Below are 17,604 nucleotides of genomic sequence, written 5' to 3' on the forward strand. Positions count from 1 at the left end.
CATGAAGAGAGCACAAGTATGAACAGCAGCATGAACAGCATGACAGGCAACGGCATGACGATGACCATGGCGGCCGACGCGGCCAACGATCCACTGCTGCCCCATGTCCGGGAAGCGCGCAGCCTGGCGCGCTGGGGCAGCCTGGTGCTGCTGGGCGGCCTGCTGCCGATATTGGGCTGGATGAGCCTGGCGCCGCTGTCGTCGGCGGTGGTGGCGCCGGCCTATGTGAAGGTCGATCTGAACCGGCGGCCGGTGCAGCATGCTGAGGGCGGCATCGTGCGCGAGGTGCTGGTGCGCGACGGCCAGCGGGTGAGGAAGGGCCAGCCCCTGCTGGTGCTGGGCGACGTGGCGGTGGATGCGGACCGGAACCGTCTGGACTACCGGGTGCTGGCGGAACGGGCCAGCCTGGCGCGGCTGGAAGCGGAGCAGGCCATGGCGGCCGGCGTCGTGTTCCCGGCCGAGGTCGTGGCCGCCGCCAGGACGGATGACAGGCTGCAGGCGCAGGTGGCCAAGGAGCAGTCGCTGTTCCAGGCGCGGCGGCAGGCGCTGACCAGCCAGGTGGCGCTCCTGCGGGCCCAGCGCGAAAAGATTGCCGAGGAAACCGTGTTCCTGCAGGCGCAGATCCGGCAGGCGATGGAATCGATGGCGTTCCAGAAGAACGACCTGGAGAACAACCGCAAGCTGCTCAAGGACGGCTATATCGCCGTGACCCGCATCGCCCAGCTGGAGGGCGTGGTCGCGGACTACGGCGTGAAGCTGGAGGAGCGGCGCTCGGAGCTGGCGCGCGCGGGGCAGCGCATGCTGGATGCCGACCTGCGCGTGCGTTCGCTGGAAAGCGAATACCGCCAGCAGGCAAGCGACCAGCTGAAGCTCAGCGCGGCCAGGCTGGCCGAGATCGAACAGGAACAGCGCAAGTCGGCCGATGCCTCGGCGCGCCAGACCATCGTGGCGCCGTCCGACGGTGAAGTGATCGACCTGAAATATGCGGCGCCTGGCGCCGTGATCCCACCGCGGGAAACGATTGCCGAGATCGTGCCCGACGACACCCGCCTGGTGACCGAAGCCCGCATCCGCACCGAGGACATCAACCAGGTGCACAGGGGGCAGGAAGCGGACATCCGCTTCACCGCCTTCCGGGCGCGCACCACGCAGCTGGTGCATGGCAAGGTGATCTATGTGTCGGCCGACCGCCTGGTGGACCGGGCCACCAATGTGCCTTACTACACCGCGCTGGTGGAGGCCGACCCGGCCTCGCTGTCCAGCGCCGGCGAGCTCAAGCTGCTGGCGGGCATGCCGGCCGAGATCTACGTGAAGGGAGCGGAACGCACGCCGCTGCAGTACCTGGCCGAACCTGTCACGCAGGTGATGCGACGCGCCGCGCGGGAGCGCTGAGGCGCTGGCTTGCCGAAGCGGGAAAGTCTGGAACGCGGCCGCGGCGCAGCCGAACGAACGCTGCGGCCTGCTTCAGGAAGAACACGCTTCGGCTACGGCCACCTGCGGCGCGGGACGAGCCGGACTTGCCTTCGTGGCGTCATACCATGCTGCAAACAGGTCGCGCTCAAGCGATATCCTGCGAATCTCTTCCTTCTGTATCTGCACCAGCAGTTCGAGCTGAACCAGCCGGTTAAGTAAGGTGTCGCTGCTGTCGTCCGGTTGCATGTCTTGTTTTTGGGGATTGCCGGGAAGACAGGCAGTATATTGGGCGCGGCGCGCGGCCTTGCCCGGCCAGGCGATGATGGTTTGCGGAAATCGATATGCCGGGTTGCGGGATGGCATTGCATCGTTCCGTTGATCGAGGCAGGCGTGGCGCCAGGGTGCACTAACGCCACCGCGGCGTAATCCCCTTTGAATAGCACGCCCTGCATTATCTGCAAGCGTTTTCCCATCCACAGAGACCGTGCCGGCCCTACCTGTCATTCCTGACCTCTTCCTCGCAGTTCGCAAATTGCAATTAACAGCTTGCAAACACCTTTCGTTTCTGTTGCGAAACTGCACGTTCCTTCGTTAAATATTGTTTCCTGCAAGAAAATATACTCATAATTCCTCTAGGAAATATGATACAAGGAAACAAATTTCGGGTGCGCCGCATTGGATGCCCCATCCGGTTTCGAATTGGAGCGAAGCAGTCATGAATACTGCCGTCGAAGAAAAAAGCAAGGAAACATCATTGCCGCCGCTGGCCTATAACGCGGAGGCGCTGGAGCTGCTCGCGCCGCAGGAGCTGCCGCAGCCCGAGGTAAAGCCGCTGGAAAAGCCGGCGGCGCCGGTGGCCACGAGCCGTAAATTCTATCTATCGGTGCGGACCAAGTTCGCCATCACCGTGGCCTTCTCCGTGCTGTGGGCGGCGCTGTCGGTTTACCTCTCGCTGCCCTGGACCCGCGACCTGGCCGCCTACATCGGCTACCCGCTGGCGTACACCGTCATTGCCGGCATCGCCATCATTCCCGGCTTCATGAATGCCTTCATGGTGGCCGCCCTGGTGCTGGACCGGCGCCCGCCGCGCGCGCCGCTGCCATCGCTCTATCCGCCGCTGTCGATTCTGATCGCGGCCTACAAGGAAGAGGAAAGCATCCTGGGCACGCTGGAAAGCGTGGCCAAGCAGGGTTATCCGGGCAGGCTGCAGGTCATCGTGATCAATGACGGCTCGCCCGACCGCACCGCCGAGCTGGTGCGCGGCGCCCAGGCCGACTATCCCTGGCTGGAGCTGGTCGACCTGGAAAAGAACGCCGGCAAGGCCAATGCGCTGAACCAGGGCCTGAAGCAGGCGAGGCATTCGCTGGTGCTGACCGTGGACGGCGATTCCTATCTGTACAAGGATGCGCTGAAGAACATCGTCGAGCGTTACCTGAACGACCCGCCGCATACGGCCGCGGTGGCCGGCTGCATCCTGGTGCGCAACTCGCGTTTGAACTGGCTGGCCAAGGCGCAGGAATGGGACTATTTCCATGGCATCGCCTGCATCAAGCGCATCCAGTCGCTGTTCCAGGGCACGCTGGTGGCGCAGGGCGCATTCTCGCTGTACCGCAAATCGGTGCTGGAGGAAGCAGGCGGCTGGCCGGAGTGCGTGGGCGAGGACATCGTGCTGACCTGGGCGATCCTGAAGAAAGGCCACCGCGTCGGCTTTTGCGAGGACGCCTGCGCTTTCACCAATGTGCCCACCACGCTGACGCAATTCATCCGGCAGAGGCAACGCTGGTCGCGCGGCATGATCGAGGCCTTCAAGCAGCATCCGCAGATCCTGGTCGCGCCCCGGCTGTCAACCTTCTTCGTCTACTGGAACGTGCTGTTCCCGATGCTGGACCTGATCTTCACCATCGTGTTCCTGCCCGGCCTGGTGGCCGCGCTGTTTGGCTATTACTTCATCGCCGGACCGATGACGCTGGTGCTGCTGCCGCTGGCCGGGCTGATCAATATCCTGATGTTTTCCATCGGCCGCAAGATGTTCGACGCCAATGGCTTGACGGTCCGGCGCAACATCGCCGGCTTTCTGACGTACACGCTGGCCTACAGCGTGTTCCTGCAACCCGCCTGCCTGCTGGGCTACGTTTCCGAGTTACTTGAATTGAAAAAGAGTTGGGGCACGAAATAATGGGTACGACACTGTGCCGTCGCGGTTTTTCCGTTTTGTTCATGGGCCTGGGCCTGCATGCGGCCGGCGCCATCGCCGCCGATGCCGAGCCGGCCGCGCCCACCATGGCGGCCGGGCCGACCTTCTTCGCCGCCAACGACAATGAACATTTCAACACCCGCAGGACGGGCGTCGATTTCTTCCCGTCGCTGCAGGCCCAGGACGCGGCCACCGGCGTGCGCTACCGCCATCATGAGTTCAGCCAGGACGGCTGGTCCAGGAGCGGCGAGCAGCTCGCCCTTGCGGCGAGGGGGCCGCTGGCAGCCGGCGTGCGCAGCTGGCAGCTGGAAGCCGGCGCGATGTCGCAGGGCGGCCATACGCTGTTGACGGCCGACGGCAGCTACCTGATGCCGATCGCAAAAGGCACCTCGGCCGAGTTCTTCATCAACCGCGACTTCGTCGAGACCAGGACCGCGCTTGACCGCGGCATCCATTTCACCTTCGCCGGCGCCAGCCTGGAGCATCAGCCGCATCCCAAGGTCACCCTGATCGGCACCTTGGGCTACCAGGACTTCAGCGACGACAACCACCGCAGGCATGCACGGTTCAGGGCGGTGTTCCAGCCCGACCTCGACCTCGGCCTGACGTTCCAGTACCGCTTCCGCCATTACGACAGCACCCCCAACGAAACCCGGCGCGGCTATTTCAATCCCGAGCGCTACACGGAAAACATGCTGCTGGCCGGATGGCGCTACCGTTACAGCGGCTGGGTCGGCAGCCTGCTGGCCGGCGCCGGCACGCAAAGCATCGCCGAGACCCCGAGCGGGCCGTCGCGCCTGTTGGAGTTCGGCCTCAGCAGCCCGCTGGCCGGCCAGCAGCGGCTGGACCTGCGGGCGGGATATCTGCGCACGGCCTCGTTTGGCGGGCCGGATTACCAGTACCGGTACATTCAGGCGAACTGGGTGATCCGGTTCTGATGGCGGCTGGCCCCGGTCCGGGCGCCATGATGGTTGTCTGTCTGTTGCCCGCGAATTGATCCCTGTGCCGGCAATGGTTAATCAAGAAAGGATGCCGGGCAAGCCTGCGCATCCTACCCATTCATTCTTGAGGAGGACATCCATGAAAAATCCGGGATCCCGGGCCGGACGGCCCGAAGACAATCATGTTGCCGCCCACGCCGATGGAGCGCTGGACGAGCATGAACTGGACAGCATTGTGGGCGGTGATATCGACTACGCGAAATGGAGCGACGCTGCTCTTAGGCAAAAGGTGTCACAGCTGACGCTGGCTACCCAACGTACCATCAACTCCAACTTTTCTGGCGTGGCCAAGGATATGTCGCACAGGCTTTACGATATGGAGACCGAGCTCATCAATCGCCATATCTATGGTGACTACTCGCAGCCGGCCCTCTATTGGAGGCAGTAGTTTCCTGGCGCGGCCGATATTTGCGCCAGGCGAGAACGGCGCTCTCCCGCTTTCTCGCGCCTGGAGCACGCAAGAGCAGGGAGCGCCGTTCCTGCTCAGAGGCCACCGGGCAAGCTGCCTTGTTCAGGCAGCTTGCCCGGTGGCCAGTGCGTTCAACGAGTGAAGCGCATTAAACGCCGGTACGCTTGGCTGCCTTGCGGCGTGCTGCAGCAACACCCAGCAGGCCCAGGCCGAGCAGGGCGGCGGAAGCGGGTTCAGGAATGTTGGCGCCAGGAACCACAGCGTCCGCAGCCGTAGCAATGTTGAACACGACTGTCGAGTTCTTGTTTGAGGCAACGACGTTGGAGAAGTCGAGAACAATGCTGTTATCGGTGTGCTTATAGTTGCTGACGAGGCTGCCCGTGAAAGTCGGGTTGACCGCAGAGAGCGTCAAGCCGGTGATTTTGTCGTCGAAGCCAGAGAAGGTGAACAAGCCGTAGTTACCAAGCGTATCCTTCGTTTGGTTGAAGGTCGATACCAAGGAAACCGTCAGGGTGAGGTTGCTGAAGTCGAAGTTGTAGTAGCCATTAACCGCACTGAATTCAAGGCCATTGCCGACCACAGCACTCGCGTTTTTAGTTACAACGGACGGGCCGCTCAAAGTGATATTGTCTTCAATGATTGCTGCCTGCACGCCGCTCGACAGGCCTGCTGCTACCGCAGCTGCGAAAATCACCTTCTTGAATTTGTTCATATCATTTTCCTCGTTAATTAGTTGAGTGTTGCTCTCATCACTCAAGAATGCGAGAAGTGCGCCAGCAAGAAAATATTTATATAAATCAACTACTTGTATTTGGGAAACCTATTTTCAAATTACACATTGTAAATATTACCGAAAAGAAATGGTTTTGTTGCCGTTTCGTATTGATGCAAGCGCTAGGATTTTTGCGACGCCGGTATAAGAATAAAAACCTCACGCCCTCCGTCTGTACAATGTCGCCTCCCCAACAGGCACGCCAGTTCCCATGGCCCGACTTCCCCGACTGGTAATTCCCCACCAGACCCACTACCTCAGCCAGCAGGGCCACGACCGCCAGCAGGTATTTCGCGACAGCGACGATTACATCGCCTACCTGGCCTGGCTGCGCGAGGCGAGCCGGAAATTCGGCGTCGCCATCCATGCCTATGCGCTGCTGCCCGAACAGATCGACCTGCTGGTCACGCCATTGGACGAGGAAGGACCGGGGAAAATGATGCAATGGATAGGACGCCATTACGTTCCCTTCTTCAACCGCAAGTACAAGCGCACCGGCACCTTGTGGAGCGGGCGTTACCAGGCCACCGTGGTGGAAGCGCGGGCATGGTTCCTGGAATGCTGTCGTTACATGGAAATGCGCCCGATGCTGGAAAACGCCGCGGCGGAGCCGGCAGACTACCGCTGGTCCAGCTATGCCCATCACGCAGGCATACAAGCCGATCCGCTGCTGACCGATCATCCGCAGTACTGGCAACTCGGGAATACGCCTTTTGAACGGGAAGCCGCCTATCGCCAGATGATGGAGCATGGCATGTCGCGGGCGGAGATCGATCGCATCGCGGCGGCGGTGCGCGGCGGCTGGCCGCTTGGATCGAAAAACTTCAAGCACGAACTGGAAAAGCAGACAAATCGCCCCGTTGCGCCGGCGCGGCGGGGCAGGCCGCCTTCACTTCCATCGTTGCCATCCAAGAAAGCAGATGACGCCGATAAGTGAACATATGCACCGGAATGACTCTGTCCCCAATTAAAATGACCTCGGATGAGGCATATTTTTAATTGCACTCTGACCCTAATTATTTCCATTGAACTATCTGATTCTTTGCACTATTCTGCACGGTCAATTCTTATCAGCAGTGGAGAAACCCCATGCACGCGCAAGGTCTATACGATCCAGCCAATGAACACGACGCCTGCGGCGTCGGTTTCATCGCCCATATCAAGGGCAAAAAAAGCCATTCCATCGTCGAGCAGGGTCTGCTGATTCTGAAAAATCTCGATCACCGCGGTGCGGTAGGCGCAGACAAGCTGATGGGCGACGGCGCCGGCATCCTGATCCAGATTCCCGACCAGTACTACCGTGAAGAGATGGCCAAGCAGGGCGTGACCCTGCCGCCGCCTGGCGAATACGGCGTCGGCATGGTGTTCCTGCCCAAGGAAAGCGCCTCGCGCATCGCCTGCGAGCAGGAAATCGAGCGCGCCGTGCTGGCCGAAGGCCAGGTCGTGCTGGGCTGGCGCGACGTGCCGGTTGACATTGACATGCCGATGTCGCCCACCGTGCGCGAAAAAGAGCCGGTGATCCGCCAGATCTTCATCGGCCGCGGCCAGGACATCATGGTGACCGACGCGCTGGAACGTAAGCTCTACGTGATCCGCAAGTCGTCCGGCCATGCGATCCAGGCGCTGAACCTGTTGCACGGCAAGGAATTCTTCGTGCCCTCGATGTCGGCCCGCACCGTGGTCTACAAGGGCCTGCTGCTGGCCGACCAGGTCGGCGTGTACTACCGCGACCTGCAGGACGAGCGCTGCATCTCCGCGCTGGCCCTGGTGCACCAGCGCTTCTCCACCAACACCTTCCCGGAATGGCCGCTGGCCCACCCGTACCGCCTCCTGGCGCACAACGGCGAGATCAACACCGTCAAGGGCAACTTCAACTGGATGCGCGCCCGCGAAGGCGTGATGAAGTCGGCCGTGCTGGGCGACGACCTGAAGAAGCTGTTCCCGCTGATCTATGAAGGCCAGTCCGATACCGCCTGCTTCGACAATGCGCTGGAACTGCTGGTGATGTCGGGCTACCCGATCGCCCAGGCCATGATGATGATGATTCCCGAAGCCTGGGAAAACCACACCCTGATGGACGACAACCGTCGCGCCTTCTATGAATATCACGCGGCGATGATGGAGCCATGGGACGGCCCGGCCGCGATGGCCTTCACCGACGGCCGCCACATCGGCGGCACGCTGGACCGCAACGGCCTGCGCCCGGCCCGCTACATCGTCACCGACGACGACTTCGTGGTGATGGCTTCCGAATCCGGCGTGCTGCCGATTCCGGAGTCCAAGATCATCAAGAAATGGCGCCTGCAGCCGGGCAAGATGTTCCTGATCGACCTCGACGCCGGCCGCATCATCGACGACAAGGAACTGAAGGACACCTACGCCAACGCCAAGCCGTACAAGCAGTGGATCGAGTCGGTGCGCATCAAGCTCGACGACCTCGAAGCCGAAGCCGCCGCGCCGCAGGCCGACGTGCCGCTGCTGGACCGCCAGCAGGCCTTTGGCTATACCCAGGAAGACCTGAAGTTCCTGATGTCGCCGATGGCGGTGCAGGCCGAGGAAGCCACCGGCTCCATGGGCAACGACTCGCCGCTGGCCGTCATGTCCAACAAGAACAAGACGCTGTACCACTACTTCAAGCAGCTGTTCGCGCAGGTGACCAATCCGCCGATCGACCCGATCCGCGAAGCAATGGTGATGTCGCTGGTGTCCTTCATCGGCCCCAAGCCCAACCTGCTCGACACCAACAACATCAACCCGCCGATGCGGCTGGAAGTCTCGCAGCCCATCCTGGACTATGCCGACATCGCCCGCCTGCGCGAGATCAGCAAGCACACCGGCGGCAAGTTCCGCTCGCATGAGCTGGACATCTGCTATCCGCTGGCATGGGGCAAGGAAGGCATCGAGGCGCGCCTGGCGTCGCTGTGCGCGCAGGCCGTGGACGCGGTGCGCTCCGGCCACAATATCCTGATCATCTCCGACCGCCGCGTGAGCGCCGAGAACGTTGCGATCCCGGCGCTGCTGGCGACTTCCGCCATCCACCTGCACCTGGTCAGCAAGGGCCTGCGCACCTCCACCGGCCTGGTGGTGGAAACCGGTTCGGCACGCGAGACGCATCACTTCGCGCTGCTGGCGGGTTATGGCGCCGAAGCCATCCATCCGTACCTGGCGATGGATACCCTGGCCGACATGGCGCGCGGCCTGCCGGGCGACCTGTCGGAAGAAAAGGCGATCTACAACTTCCAGAAGGCCGTGGGCAAGGGCCTGATGAAGGTCATGTCCAAGATGGGCATCTCGACCTACATGTCCTACTGCGGCGCGCAGATCTTCGAAGCCATCGGCCTGAACAAGGCGCTGGTGGACAAGTACTTCAAGGGCACCGCGTCCAACGTCGAAGGCATCGGCGTGTTCGAGGTGGCCGAGGAAGCGCTGCGCCTGCACCGCCTGGCCTTCGGCAACGACCCGGTGCTGGCCAACGCGCTCGACACCGGCGGCGAATATGCCTACCGCGTGCGCGGCGAAGACCACATGTGGACGCCGGACGCGATCGCCAAGCTGCAGCACTCGGCCCGCGCCAACAACTTCAGCACCTACAAGGAATACGCCCAGATCATCAACGACCAGTCGCGTCGCCACATGACCCTGCGCGGCCTGTTCGAGTTCAAGCTCGACCCGACCCGTGCGATCCCGCTGGAGGAAGTCGAGCCGGCCAAGGAAATCGTCAAGCGCTTCGCCACCGGCGCGATGTCGCTCGGCTCGATCTCGACCGAAGCCCATGCCACGCTGGCGATTGCGATGAACCGCATCGGCGGCAAGTCCAACACCGGCGAAGGCGGCGAGGACGAGAACCGCTATCGCCAGGAACTGAAGGGCATCCCCATCAAGCAGGGCGACACCCTGGCGTCCATCGTTGGCAAAGAGCAGATCGAAGTCGACATGCCGCTCCTGGCAGGCGACTCGCTGCGTTCCAAGATCAAGCAGGTGGCGTCGGGCCGCTTCGGCGTCACCGCCGAGTACCTGATCTCGGCCGACCAGATCCAGATCAAGATGGCGCAGGGCGCCAAGCCCGGCGAAGGCGGCCAGCTGCCCGGCCACAAGGTCTCCGAGTACATCGCCAAGCTGCGTTTCTCGGTGCCTGGCGTGGGCCTGATCTCGCCGCCGCCGCACCATGACATCTATTCGATCGAGGATCTGGCGCAGCTGATCCACGACCTGAAGAACGTCAATCCGCAGGCATCGATCTCGGTCAAGCTGGTGTCCGAAGTGGGCGTGGGCACCGTGGCCGCGGGCGTGGCGAAAGCCAAGGCCGACCACGTGGTGGTGGCAGGCCATGACGGCGGCACCGGCGCATCGCCGCTGTCCTCGGTCAAGCATGCCGGCACGCCGTGGGAACTCGGCCTGGCCGAAACCCAGCAGACGCTGGTGCTGAACCGCCTGCGCAGCCGCATTCGCGTGCAGACCGACGGCCAGATCAAGACCGGCCGCGACGTCGTGATCGCCGCGATGCTGGGCGCCGATGAAGTCGGCTTCGCCACCGCGCCGCTGGTGGCCGAAGGCTGCATCATGATGCGCAAGTGCCACCTGAACACCTGCCCGGTGGGCGTGGCCACGCAAGACCCGGTGCTGCGCAAGAAATTCACCGGCAAGCCGGAACACGTGGTGAACTTCTTCTTCTTCGTTGCCGAGGAAGCGCGCCAGATCATGGCGCAGCTGGGCATCCGCACCTATGACGAACTGATCGGCCGCACCGACCTGCTGGACAAGTCGCGCGCCGTGTCGCACTGGAAGGCCAAGGGCCTGGACTTCAGCCGCATCTTCCATCAGCCGGAACTGTCGGACGACATCCCGCTGTACCAGGCCGAGTTCCAGGACCATGGCCTGGAGTCCGCGCTGGACCACAAGCTGATCGCACAGGCCAAGCCAGCGCTGGAGAAGGGCGAGCGCGTTTCCTTCATCACGCCGATCAAAAACCTGAACCGCACCGTTGGCGCGATGCTGTCGGGCGAAGTGGCCAAGCGTTACGGCCATGAAGGCCTGCCGGATGACACCATCCACATCCAGCTGCACGGCACCGCGGGCCAGTCGGCCGGCGCCTTCCTGGCGCATGGCATCACGCTGGACCTGGTGGGCGAGGGCAATGACTATGTCGGCAAGGGCCTGTCGGGCGGCCGCATCGTCGTGCGTCCCAACACCGAGTTCCGCGGCCGCGCCGTGGACAACATTATCATCGGCAACACCGTGCTGTACGGCGCGATCGCCGGCGAAGCCTTCTTCAACGGCGTGGCCGGCGAACGCTTCGCGGTGCGCAACTCCGGCGCAGTGGCCGTGGTGGAAGGCACCGGCGACCATGGCTGCGAATACATGACCGGCGGCACCGTGGTCGTGCTGGGCAGCACCGGACGCAACTTCGCAGCCGGCATGTCGGGCGGCATCGCCTACGTCTATGACGAGGACGGCGACTTCGCGAAGAAGTGCAACATGTCGATGGTGGCGCTGGACGGCGTGCTGTCGGCCGCGGACCAGGAAGCCAGGATGCCGAAGGCAACCTGGCACAGCCAGCTGCGCGGCGGCCAGAGCCAGGCCGACGAGGCGATCCTGAAGGGCCTGATCGAGCGGCACTTCAAGTACACCGGCAGCACCCGCGCGCGGGCCCTGCTGGACGACTGGACCAACGCCCGCAGCAAGTTCGTCAAGGTGTTCCCGACCGAGTACAAGCGGGCGCTGGGCGAAATGGATGCGGCGCGCATCGCCAAGGCAGCCAAGGACAAGGTTCCGGCTTAACGATCAACAATCCCGCGCGGCACGACGCCGCGCGGTTGACGAGGTGAGTAAAACAAATGGGTAAAGTAACCGGCTTTCTGGAGTTCCAGCGCCTGCAAGAAGCGGCCGAACCATCGACCGCGCGCATCAAGCATTACAAGGAATTCACTGTCCGCCTGTCGGACGACCAGGCCAAGGTGCAGGGCGCACGCTGCATGGACTGCGGCATCCCCTTCTGCAACAGCAGCTGCCCGGTCAACAACATCATTCCCGACTGGAATGACATGGTGTACCGCGGCACCTACCGCGAAGCGCTGGACAACCTGCATTCGACCAACAACTTCCCGGAGTTCACCGGCCGCATCTGCCCGGCGCCCTGCGAGGCCGGTTGTACGCTCAACATCAACAACGACCCGGTGGGCATCAAGTCGATCGAGCATTTCATCATCGACAAGGGCTGGGAAAACGGCTGGGTAGTGCCGCTGCCGGCTGAGAACAAGACCGGCAAGAAGGTCGCCGTCGTCGGCTCCGGCCCGGCCGGCATGGCCGCGGCGCAGCAGCTGGCCCGCGTCGGCCATGACGTGACCGTGTTCGAGAAGAATGACCGGGTCGGCGGCCTGCTGCGCTACGGCATTCCCGACTTCAAGATGGAGAAGTCCCATATCGACCGTCGCGTCGAGCAGATGAAGGCCGAAGGCGTGACCTTCCGCACCGGCGTGCTGGTGGGCAAGGACTTCCCGTCCAACGTCACCAACTGGGCCAAGGAAACCATCTCGCCGGAACAGCTCAACGCAGAGTTCGACGCAGTAGTCATCGCCGGCGGCGCCGAGCAGCCGCGCGACCTGCCGGTGCCTGGCCGCGAACTGGCCGGCGTGCATTTCGCGATGGACTTCCTGCCGCTGCAGAACAAGGTCAATGCCGGCGACAAGCTGAAAGACCAGATCAAGGCCACCGGCAAGCACGTGGTCGTGATCGGCGGCGGCGACACCGGCTCCGACTGCGTCGGCACCTCCAACCGCCATGGCGCGGCATCGGTGGTGCAGTTCGAACTGCTGCCCCAGCCTCCGGAAGAGGAAAACAAGCCGCTGGTATGGCCGTACTGGCCGACCAAGCTGCGCACCTCGTCCTCCCACGAGGAAGGCTGCGAGCGCGACTGGGCGGTGGCCACCAAGCGCCTGGAAGGCAAGAACGGCAAGGTCGAGAAGCTCATCGCCGCCCGCGTCGAGTGGAAGGACGGCCGCATGCAGGAAGTGCCGGATTCGGAATTCGAACTGAAGGCCGACCTGGTACTGCTGGCCATGGGCTTCGTCTCGCCGGTGCAGCAGGTGCTGGACGCGTTCGGCGTCGACCGCGATGCCCGCGGCAATGCCCGCGCCAGCACCGAAGGCGAAACCTCCTACAAGACCTCGGTCGACAAGGTGTTCGCCGCCGGCGACGTGCGTCGCGGCCAGTCGTTGGTGGTCTGGGCGATCCGCGAAGGCCGGCAGTGCGCCCGCGCAGTGGACGAGTTCCTGATGGGCTCGTCGGTGCTGCCGCGCTGATACGGCGGCCTGGCACATGAGGAAAGCCTGCGCGAGCAGGCTTTTTTCCTTTGCGCAACAGTCTGCGTGGTGGCCGCAAGCAGCTTGGCTGCAGGAAAGGTTATAATCGCGGCCAATTTGCTGTCGAGTCAGTAGATTGTTGTAGTTGAAAATTTCGTCACTTCAAGGAATGTTTCTCCCGGTAGTGTCACTATCACCGGCCGTTCGCAGCTGTCTTGTAGACTCTTGCAGCCTAGCGGATGGTGAATGTCATGGTGCCTGCCACGCACAACGGCGAAGTAGATTTCTTAATTGCAACTAAGTGTAGCCCTTTTGTGCGCAGAATTTGCCTCTCAGCGTTACCTGGCGCTCCAAGCCGAAACGGCGTTCTGCTCTACAATCACGTATTTTTAAATTCCGCCACCATCCGTGTCCAATCTCGTAGAAATTCGCGACCTGCACTTTGCCTATGGAGACCGACCCATCCTATCCGGGCTGGAAATGGATTTCCCACGCGGCAAGGTGATCGCGGTAATGGGCGGTTCCGGATCGGGTAAAACCACCATCCTGCGCCTGATCGGCGGGCAGCTTGCGCCCACCCGCGGCAGCGTCACGGTGGACGGCAAGGCGGTCGATACCCGCAACCAGGCGGCGCTCTACCAGATGCGCCGGCGCATCGGCATGCTGTTCCAGCACGGCGCGCTGTTTACCGACCTGACCGTGTTCGACAACGTGGCCTTCCCGCTGCGCGAGAATGCCAACCTGCCGGAAGAACTGCTGCGCGACCTGGTGCTGATGAAGCTGCACGCGGTCGGCCTGCGCAATGCGGCCATGCTGAAGCCCGCCGAGATTTCCGGCGGCATGGCGCGCCGGGTCGCGCTGGCGCGGGCGGTGGCGCTGGACCCGCAGCTGATCATGTATGACGAGCCATTCGCCGGACTCGACCCGATCTCGATGGGCGTGACCGCCAACCTGATCCGCCGCCTCAACGACGCGCTGGGCTCGACCTCGATCCTGGTCTCGCACGATGTGCATGAGTCGTTTTCGATTGCCGACTATGTCTATTTCCTGTCGCAGGGCAAGATCGTCGCCCACGGCACGCCGCAGCAGATGCTGGCGTCGAGCGACCCGTATGTGAAGCAGTTCGTCCATGCCGAGGCCGACGGCCCGGTGCCTTTCCATTACCCCGGTCGCAGCCTGGCCGACGATCTCGGCCTGGGAGCGCGCTCATGATCATGGCCCTGCTGGCCGCGATCGGACGCGGCGTTCGTGAATTCGTGGTCAACCTGGGCTACGGCACCCGCACCTTCTTCGCGGTGCTGGGCGCATCGGGCGGCCTGCTGCGCCGTTTCCGCCTGGTGACCGACCAGATCCATTTCATCGGCAATTATTCGCTGGTCATCATCAGCGTCTCCGGCCTGTTCGTCGGCTTCGTGCTGGGGCTGCAGGGCTACTACACGCTGAACAAATACGGCTCCGAGCAGGCGCTGGGCCTGCTGGTGGCGCTGTCGCTGACCCGGGAACTGGGGCCGGTGGTGACTGCGCTGCTGTTCGCCGGCCGCGCCGGCACCTCGCTCACGGCCGAAATCGGCCTGATGAAGGCGGGCGAGCAACTGGCGGCGATGGAAATGATGGCGGTCAATCCGCTGCAGCGGGTGCTGGCGCCCCGGTTCTGGGCCGGCGTGATCGCCATGCCCATCCTGGCCGCGATCTTCAGCGCCGTCGGCATCCTGGGCGGCTACGTGGTCGGCGTGCTGCTGATCGGCGTCGACGAGGGCGCTTTCTGGTCGCAGATGCAGGGTGGCGTCGATATCTTCAAGGACATTGCCAATGGCGTCATCAAGAGCATTGTCTTCGGCATAGCGGTAACGTTCATCGCGCTCTACCAGGGTTATGAGGCCCGGCCGACGCCGGAAGGCGTGGCCCGCGCCACCACGCGGACCGTAGTGATCGGTTCGCTCACCGTGCTGGCGCTGGACTTCCTGCTCACAGCGCTGATGTTCAATACATAACGGTTTCGAAGGGTGTAAGCATGCAACGTAAATCTCTGGATGTCTGGGTTGGCCTGTTCGTGGTGCTGGGCGCGGCCGCCTTGCTGTTCCTGGCCCTGAAGGCCGGCAACATGAGTTCGATTTCCTTCGCCAAGACCTACGAGGTGACGGCCCGCTTCGACAACATCGGCGGCTTAAAGCCCGGCGCGCCGGTCAAGAGCGCCGGCGTGGTGGTCGGCCGGGTCGACAACATTGGCTTGAACAGCAAGACCTTCCAGGCGGAAGTCAGGCTGAAGATGCAGGAAGGCTACCCGTTTCCGAAGGACAGCTCGGCCAAGATCCTGACCTCGGGCCTGCTGGGCGAGCAGTACATCGGCCTGGAGCCGGGCGGCGACACCAATAATCTCGCCCAGGGCGACCGCATTACCATGACGCAGTCCGCGATCGTGCTGGAAAATCTGATCAGTCAATTCCTCTTCAGCAAGGCTGCTGAAGGGAAAGAGGAACAAAAACAATGAATACCCTGGGCCGTCCCCTGCTCGCGCTGAGCATGGTCACCATCCTGTCCGGCTGCGCCACCACGGGCGCCACCGGTTCCGACGCTTCCGCGCGGAACCCGGTGGACCCGTTCGAAAGATTCAACCGGACCATGTTCACCTTCAACGACAAGGTGGACCAGTACGCGCTGAAGCCGGCGGCCATCGCCTACAAGCGCGTGGTGCCTTCCTTCATGCAGACGGGCGTCTACAACTTCTTCGGCAACCTCGGCGATGTCTGGACCGCGGTCAACAATCTGCTGCAGGGCAGGGTGGCCGATGGCGTCTCGGACGTGATGCGCTTCACCATCAATTCCACCTTCGGCCTGGCCGGCCTGATCGACATCAGCAGCGATGCCGGCCTGCCCAAGCATAACCAGGACTTCGGCGCCACGCTGGGCGTCTGGGGCGTGCAGTCCGGGCCTTACGTCGTGCTGCCGCTGCTCGGTTCGTCCACCGTGCGCGACTCGGCGGCGCTGCCGGCCGATTTCGCCGGCAATCCGTGGACCTACGTGTCGCCCGACACCACCCGCTACCTCGGCACCGCGCTGCGCGTGATCGACCTGCGCGCCGGCGTGCTGGATGCGTCCAACCTGATCGAGGATGCCGCGCTGGACCGCTACGAATTCATCCGCGACGCCTATCTGCAGCGCCGCGCCAACAAGATCAGCAGCAACCGCGAACGCGGCGCCGACTCGGTGTACCGCGCGCTGCCCGACGACGAGGACCTGGATTCGAAAACGGACAATGGTTCGTCATTGAATGGCGGTTCGGCAGCCCCATCTGCGGAACCGGCGACCAGGGGCGATGCCCAACAGGAAAAGGCGCCGGCCGCGCCTGCCGCCAACGGCAGCCAGCCGGCATTCATTCCCGCCCCCGACGGGGACACCCGCAAATAATCGTGACGGCGTGCGGGCAGGCATGCCGCCGTCACTGTCAATTTCAGGAAAAAAACCATGTTTAAAAAATTCATCGCAGTTCTCACCCTCGGCATGCTGGGCTTTACCGGCGCCGCCGTCGCGCAGGAAGCGCCGGACGTGTTCATCAAGCGCATCAGCCAGGAAGTGCTGGAAACGGCCAAGAGCGACAAGGACATCCAGAGCGGCAACCAGCAGAAGATCCTGGACGTGGTGCAGAGCAAGATCCTGCCCAACGTCGACTTCAAGCGCATGACGGCGCTCGCCGCCGGCCGTTACTGGCGCGAAGCCACGCCGGACCAGCAGAAGCGGCTGACCGAGGAATTCCGCGACCTGCTGGTCTACACCTATGCCGGCGCAATCGCCCAGATCCGCGACCAGCAGCTCGAATTCAAGCCGATGCGCAACGACCCGTCCGACACCGACGTGGAAGTGCGTTCGCAGGTGGTGCAGCAGCGCGGCGAGCCTATCCAGCTCAACTACCGCCTGGCCAAGTCCGGCAATACCTGGAAGATCTACGACCTGAACGTGCTCGGCGCCTGGCTGGTGGAAACCTACAAGGGCAACTTCGCCAGCGAGATCAGCAAGGGCGGCATCGACGGCCTGATCAAGACCCTGGCCGAGCGCAACAAGAAGCTGTCGGCCAACGGCATCGCCAAGAACGCGAAGTCCTGAGCATGTACCAGCCGGCCGAATCGCTGACCCTGGCCGACGCCAGGGCCGTACTGGGCGCAGGCCTGCAGGCGATCGCCGGCGGCCAGACCGAGATCGACCTGGCGCGCATGGCCACGGTCGACTCCTCGGCGGTGGCCACCCTGCTGGCCTGGAAGCGGGCGGCGGCGGCGCGCAATGCGCCGCTGGCGCTGCGCAACGCGCCGGCCAGCCTGCGCAGCCTGGCGCAACTGTACGGCGTGGCTGAACTCCTGCAATTGTCCTAGCTGCAAGGTCGCGCAGCTGCCTGCGCGCAGCCCGGTGTGGGCCGGCGACATGCCGTCCCCATCCTCCGGTAAACGGCCCGCCGCTTGCCTCCCGCACCCCGGCCCGCAGTGCCTGTGCGGAAATCCCCTATAATCAAGCCCTTTCGCCGGCCGGCA

15 protein-coding genes are annotated in these 17,604 nt (G+C 63.2%); 13 read left to right on the plus strand and 2 right to left on the minus strand.

Going from position 1 to position 17,604, the window contains the following annotated elements; genetic code table 11:
• Positions 1 to 30 precede the first annotated feature (30 nt).
• Entirely contained in the window at positions 31 to 1,392 is a 1,362-nt protein-coding gene (locus ABC383_RS16520; protein ID WP_413015174.1) for an HlyD family type I secretion periplasmic adaptor subunit, read from the plus strand.
• Positions 1,393 to 1,464: 72 nt separating this feature from the next.
• On the opposite strand, the gene ABC383_RS16525 is transcribed toward ABC383_RS16520, so the two are convergent.
• Positions 1,465 to 1,776 (minus strand): hypothetical protein, encoded by a 312-nt coding sequence (locus ABC383_RS16525; RefSeq protein ID WP_413015176.1) that lies wholly within the window; start codon positions 1,774 to 1,776, stop codon positions 1,465 to 1,467.
• A gap of 352 nt (positions 1,777 to 2,128) precedes the next feature.
• On the opposite strand from ABC383_RS16525, the gene ABC383_RS16530 reads away from it, so the two are divergent.
• The 3 genes from ABC383_RS16530 to ABC383_RS16540 all read left to right on the plus strand — a co-directional run bounded on the left by ABC383_RS16530 (position 2,129) and on the right by ABC383_RS16540 (position 4,996).
• Positions 2,129 to 3,589 (plus strand): glycosyltransferase family 2 protein, encoded by a 1,461-nt coding sequence (locus ABC383_RS16530; RefSeq protein ID WP_413015178.1) that lies wholly within the window; start codon positions 2,129 to 2,131, stop codon positions 3,587 to 3,589.
• A complete protein-coding gene (locus ABC383_RS16535) occupies positions 3,589 to 4,545 on the plus strand; it encodes a hypothetical protein (protein ID WP_413015180.1) in 957 nt (318 codons plus the stop codon). The genes ABC383_RS16530 and ABC383_RS16535 overlap by 1 nt, the downstream gene beginning before the upstream one ends.
• 142 nt (positions 4,546 to 4,687) lie before the next feature.
• On the plus strand, positions 4,688 to 4,996 hold the full coding sequence (locus ABC383_RS16540) for a hypothetical protein (protein WP_413015182.1): 309 nt from the start codon (positions 4,688 to 4,690) through the stop codon (positions 4,994 to 4,996).
• 169 nt (positions 4,997 to 5,165) lie between these two features.
• Here ABC383_RS16540 and ABC383_RS16545 read toward each other — a convergent pair whose 3' ends face one another.
• A complete protein-coding gene (locus ABC383_RS16545; RefSeq protein ID WP_413015183.1) occupies positions 5,166 to 5,729 on the minus strand; it encodes a PEP-CTERM sorting domain-containing protein in 564 nt (187 codons plus the stop codon).
• Between the two features lie 271 nt (positions 5,730 to 6,000).
• Here ABC383_RS16545 and ABC383_RS16550 point away from each other — a divergent pair, with 271 nt between their 5' ends.
• The 9 genes from ABC383_RS16550 (at position 6,001) to ABC383_RS16590 (ending at position 17,448) form a co-directional block, all read left to right on the plus strand.
• Positions 6,001 to 6,726: a transposase gene (locus ABC383_RS16550; protein ID WP_413015185.1), complete on the plus strand. Its 726-nt coding sequence runs from the start codon at positions 6,001 to 6,003 to the stop codon at positions 6,724 to 6,726.
• A 152-nt stretch (positions 6,727 to 6,878) separates the two neighbouring features.
• A complete protein-coding gene (locus tag ABC383_RS16555; RefSeq protein WP_413015186.1) occupies positions 6,879 to 11,567 on the plus strand; it encodes a glutamate synthase-related protein in 4,689 nt (1,562 codons plus the stop codon).
• A 56-nt stretch (positions 11,568 to 11,623) separates the two neighbouring features.
• Complete coding sequence (locus ABC383_RS16560; RefSeq protein WP_413015188.1) at positions 11,624 to 13,087, plus strand: glutamate synthase subunit beta; 1,464 nt, start codon at positions 11,624 to 11,626, stop codon at positions 13,085 to 13,087.
• Positions 13,088 to 13,495: 408 nt separating this feature from the next.
• A complete protein-coding gene (locus ABC383_RS16565; RefSeq protein WP_413015190.1) occupies positions 13,496 to 14,299 on the plus strand; it encodes an ABC transporter ATP-binding protein in 804 nt (267 codons plus the stop codon).
• Positions 14,296 to 15,078: a lipid asymmetry maintenance ABC transporter permease subunit MlaE gene (gene mlaE / locus ABC383_RS16570; protein WP_413015192.1), complete on the plus strand. Its 783-nt coding sequence runs from the start codon at positions 14,296 to 14,298 to the stop codon at positions 15,076 to 15,078. Before ABC383_RS16565 ends, mlaE begins: the two co-directional genes overlap by 4 nt.
• A gap of 20 nt (positions 15,079 to 15,098) precedes the next feature.
• Positions 15,099 to 15,575, plus strand: a complete 477-nt coding sequence (mlaD, locus tag ABC383_RS16575) for an outer membrane lipid asymmetry maintenance protein MlaD (RefSeq protein ID WP_413015194.1) — start codon at positions 15,099 to 15,101, stop codon at positions 15,573 to 15,575.
• Positions 15,572 to 16,492: an MlaA family lipoprotein gene (locus ABC383_RS16580; protein WP_413015196.1), complete on the plus strand. Its 921-nt coding sequence runs from the start codon at positions 15,572 to 15,574 to the stop codon at positions 16,490 to 16,492. Before mlaD ends, ABC383_RS16580 begins: the two co-directional genes overlap by 4 nt.
• 57 nt (positions 16,493 to 16,549) lie before the next feature.
• Positions 16,550 to 17,185 carry an MlaC/ttg2D family ABC transporter substrate-binding protein gene (locus ABC383_RS16585; protein WP_413015198.1) on the plus strand — a complete coding sequence of 212 codons (636 nt, stop codon included), beginning with the start codon at positions 16,550 to 16,552 and terminating at the stop codon, positions 17,183 to 17,185.
• A gap of 2 nt (positions 17,186 to 17,187) precedes the next feature.
• Positions 17,188 to 17,448, plus strand: coding sequence for an STAS domain-containing protein (locus ABC383_RS16590; protein ID WP_413015200.1), 261 nt, complete (start codon positions 17,188 to 17,190; stop codon positions 17,446 to 17,448).
• Positions 17,449 to 17,604: the final 156 nt, after the last annotated feature.

The organism is Noviherbaspirillum phoenicis (assembly GCF_047237965.1).
GTDB lineage: Bacteria > Pseudomonadota > Gammaproteobacteria > Burkholderiales > Burkholderiaceae_D > Noviherbaspirillum_A.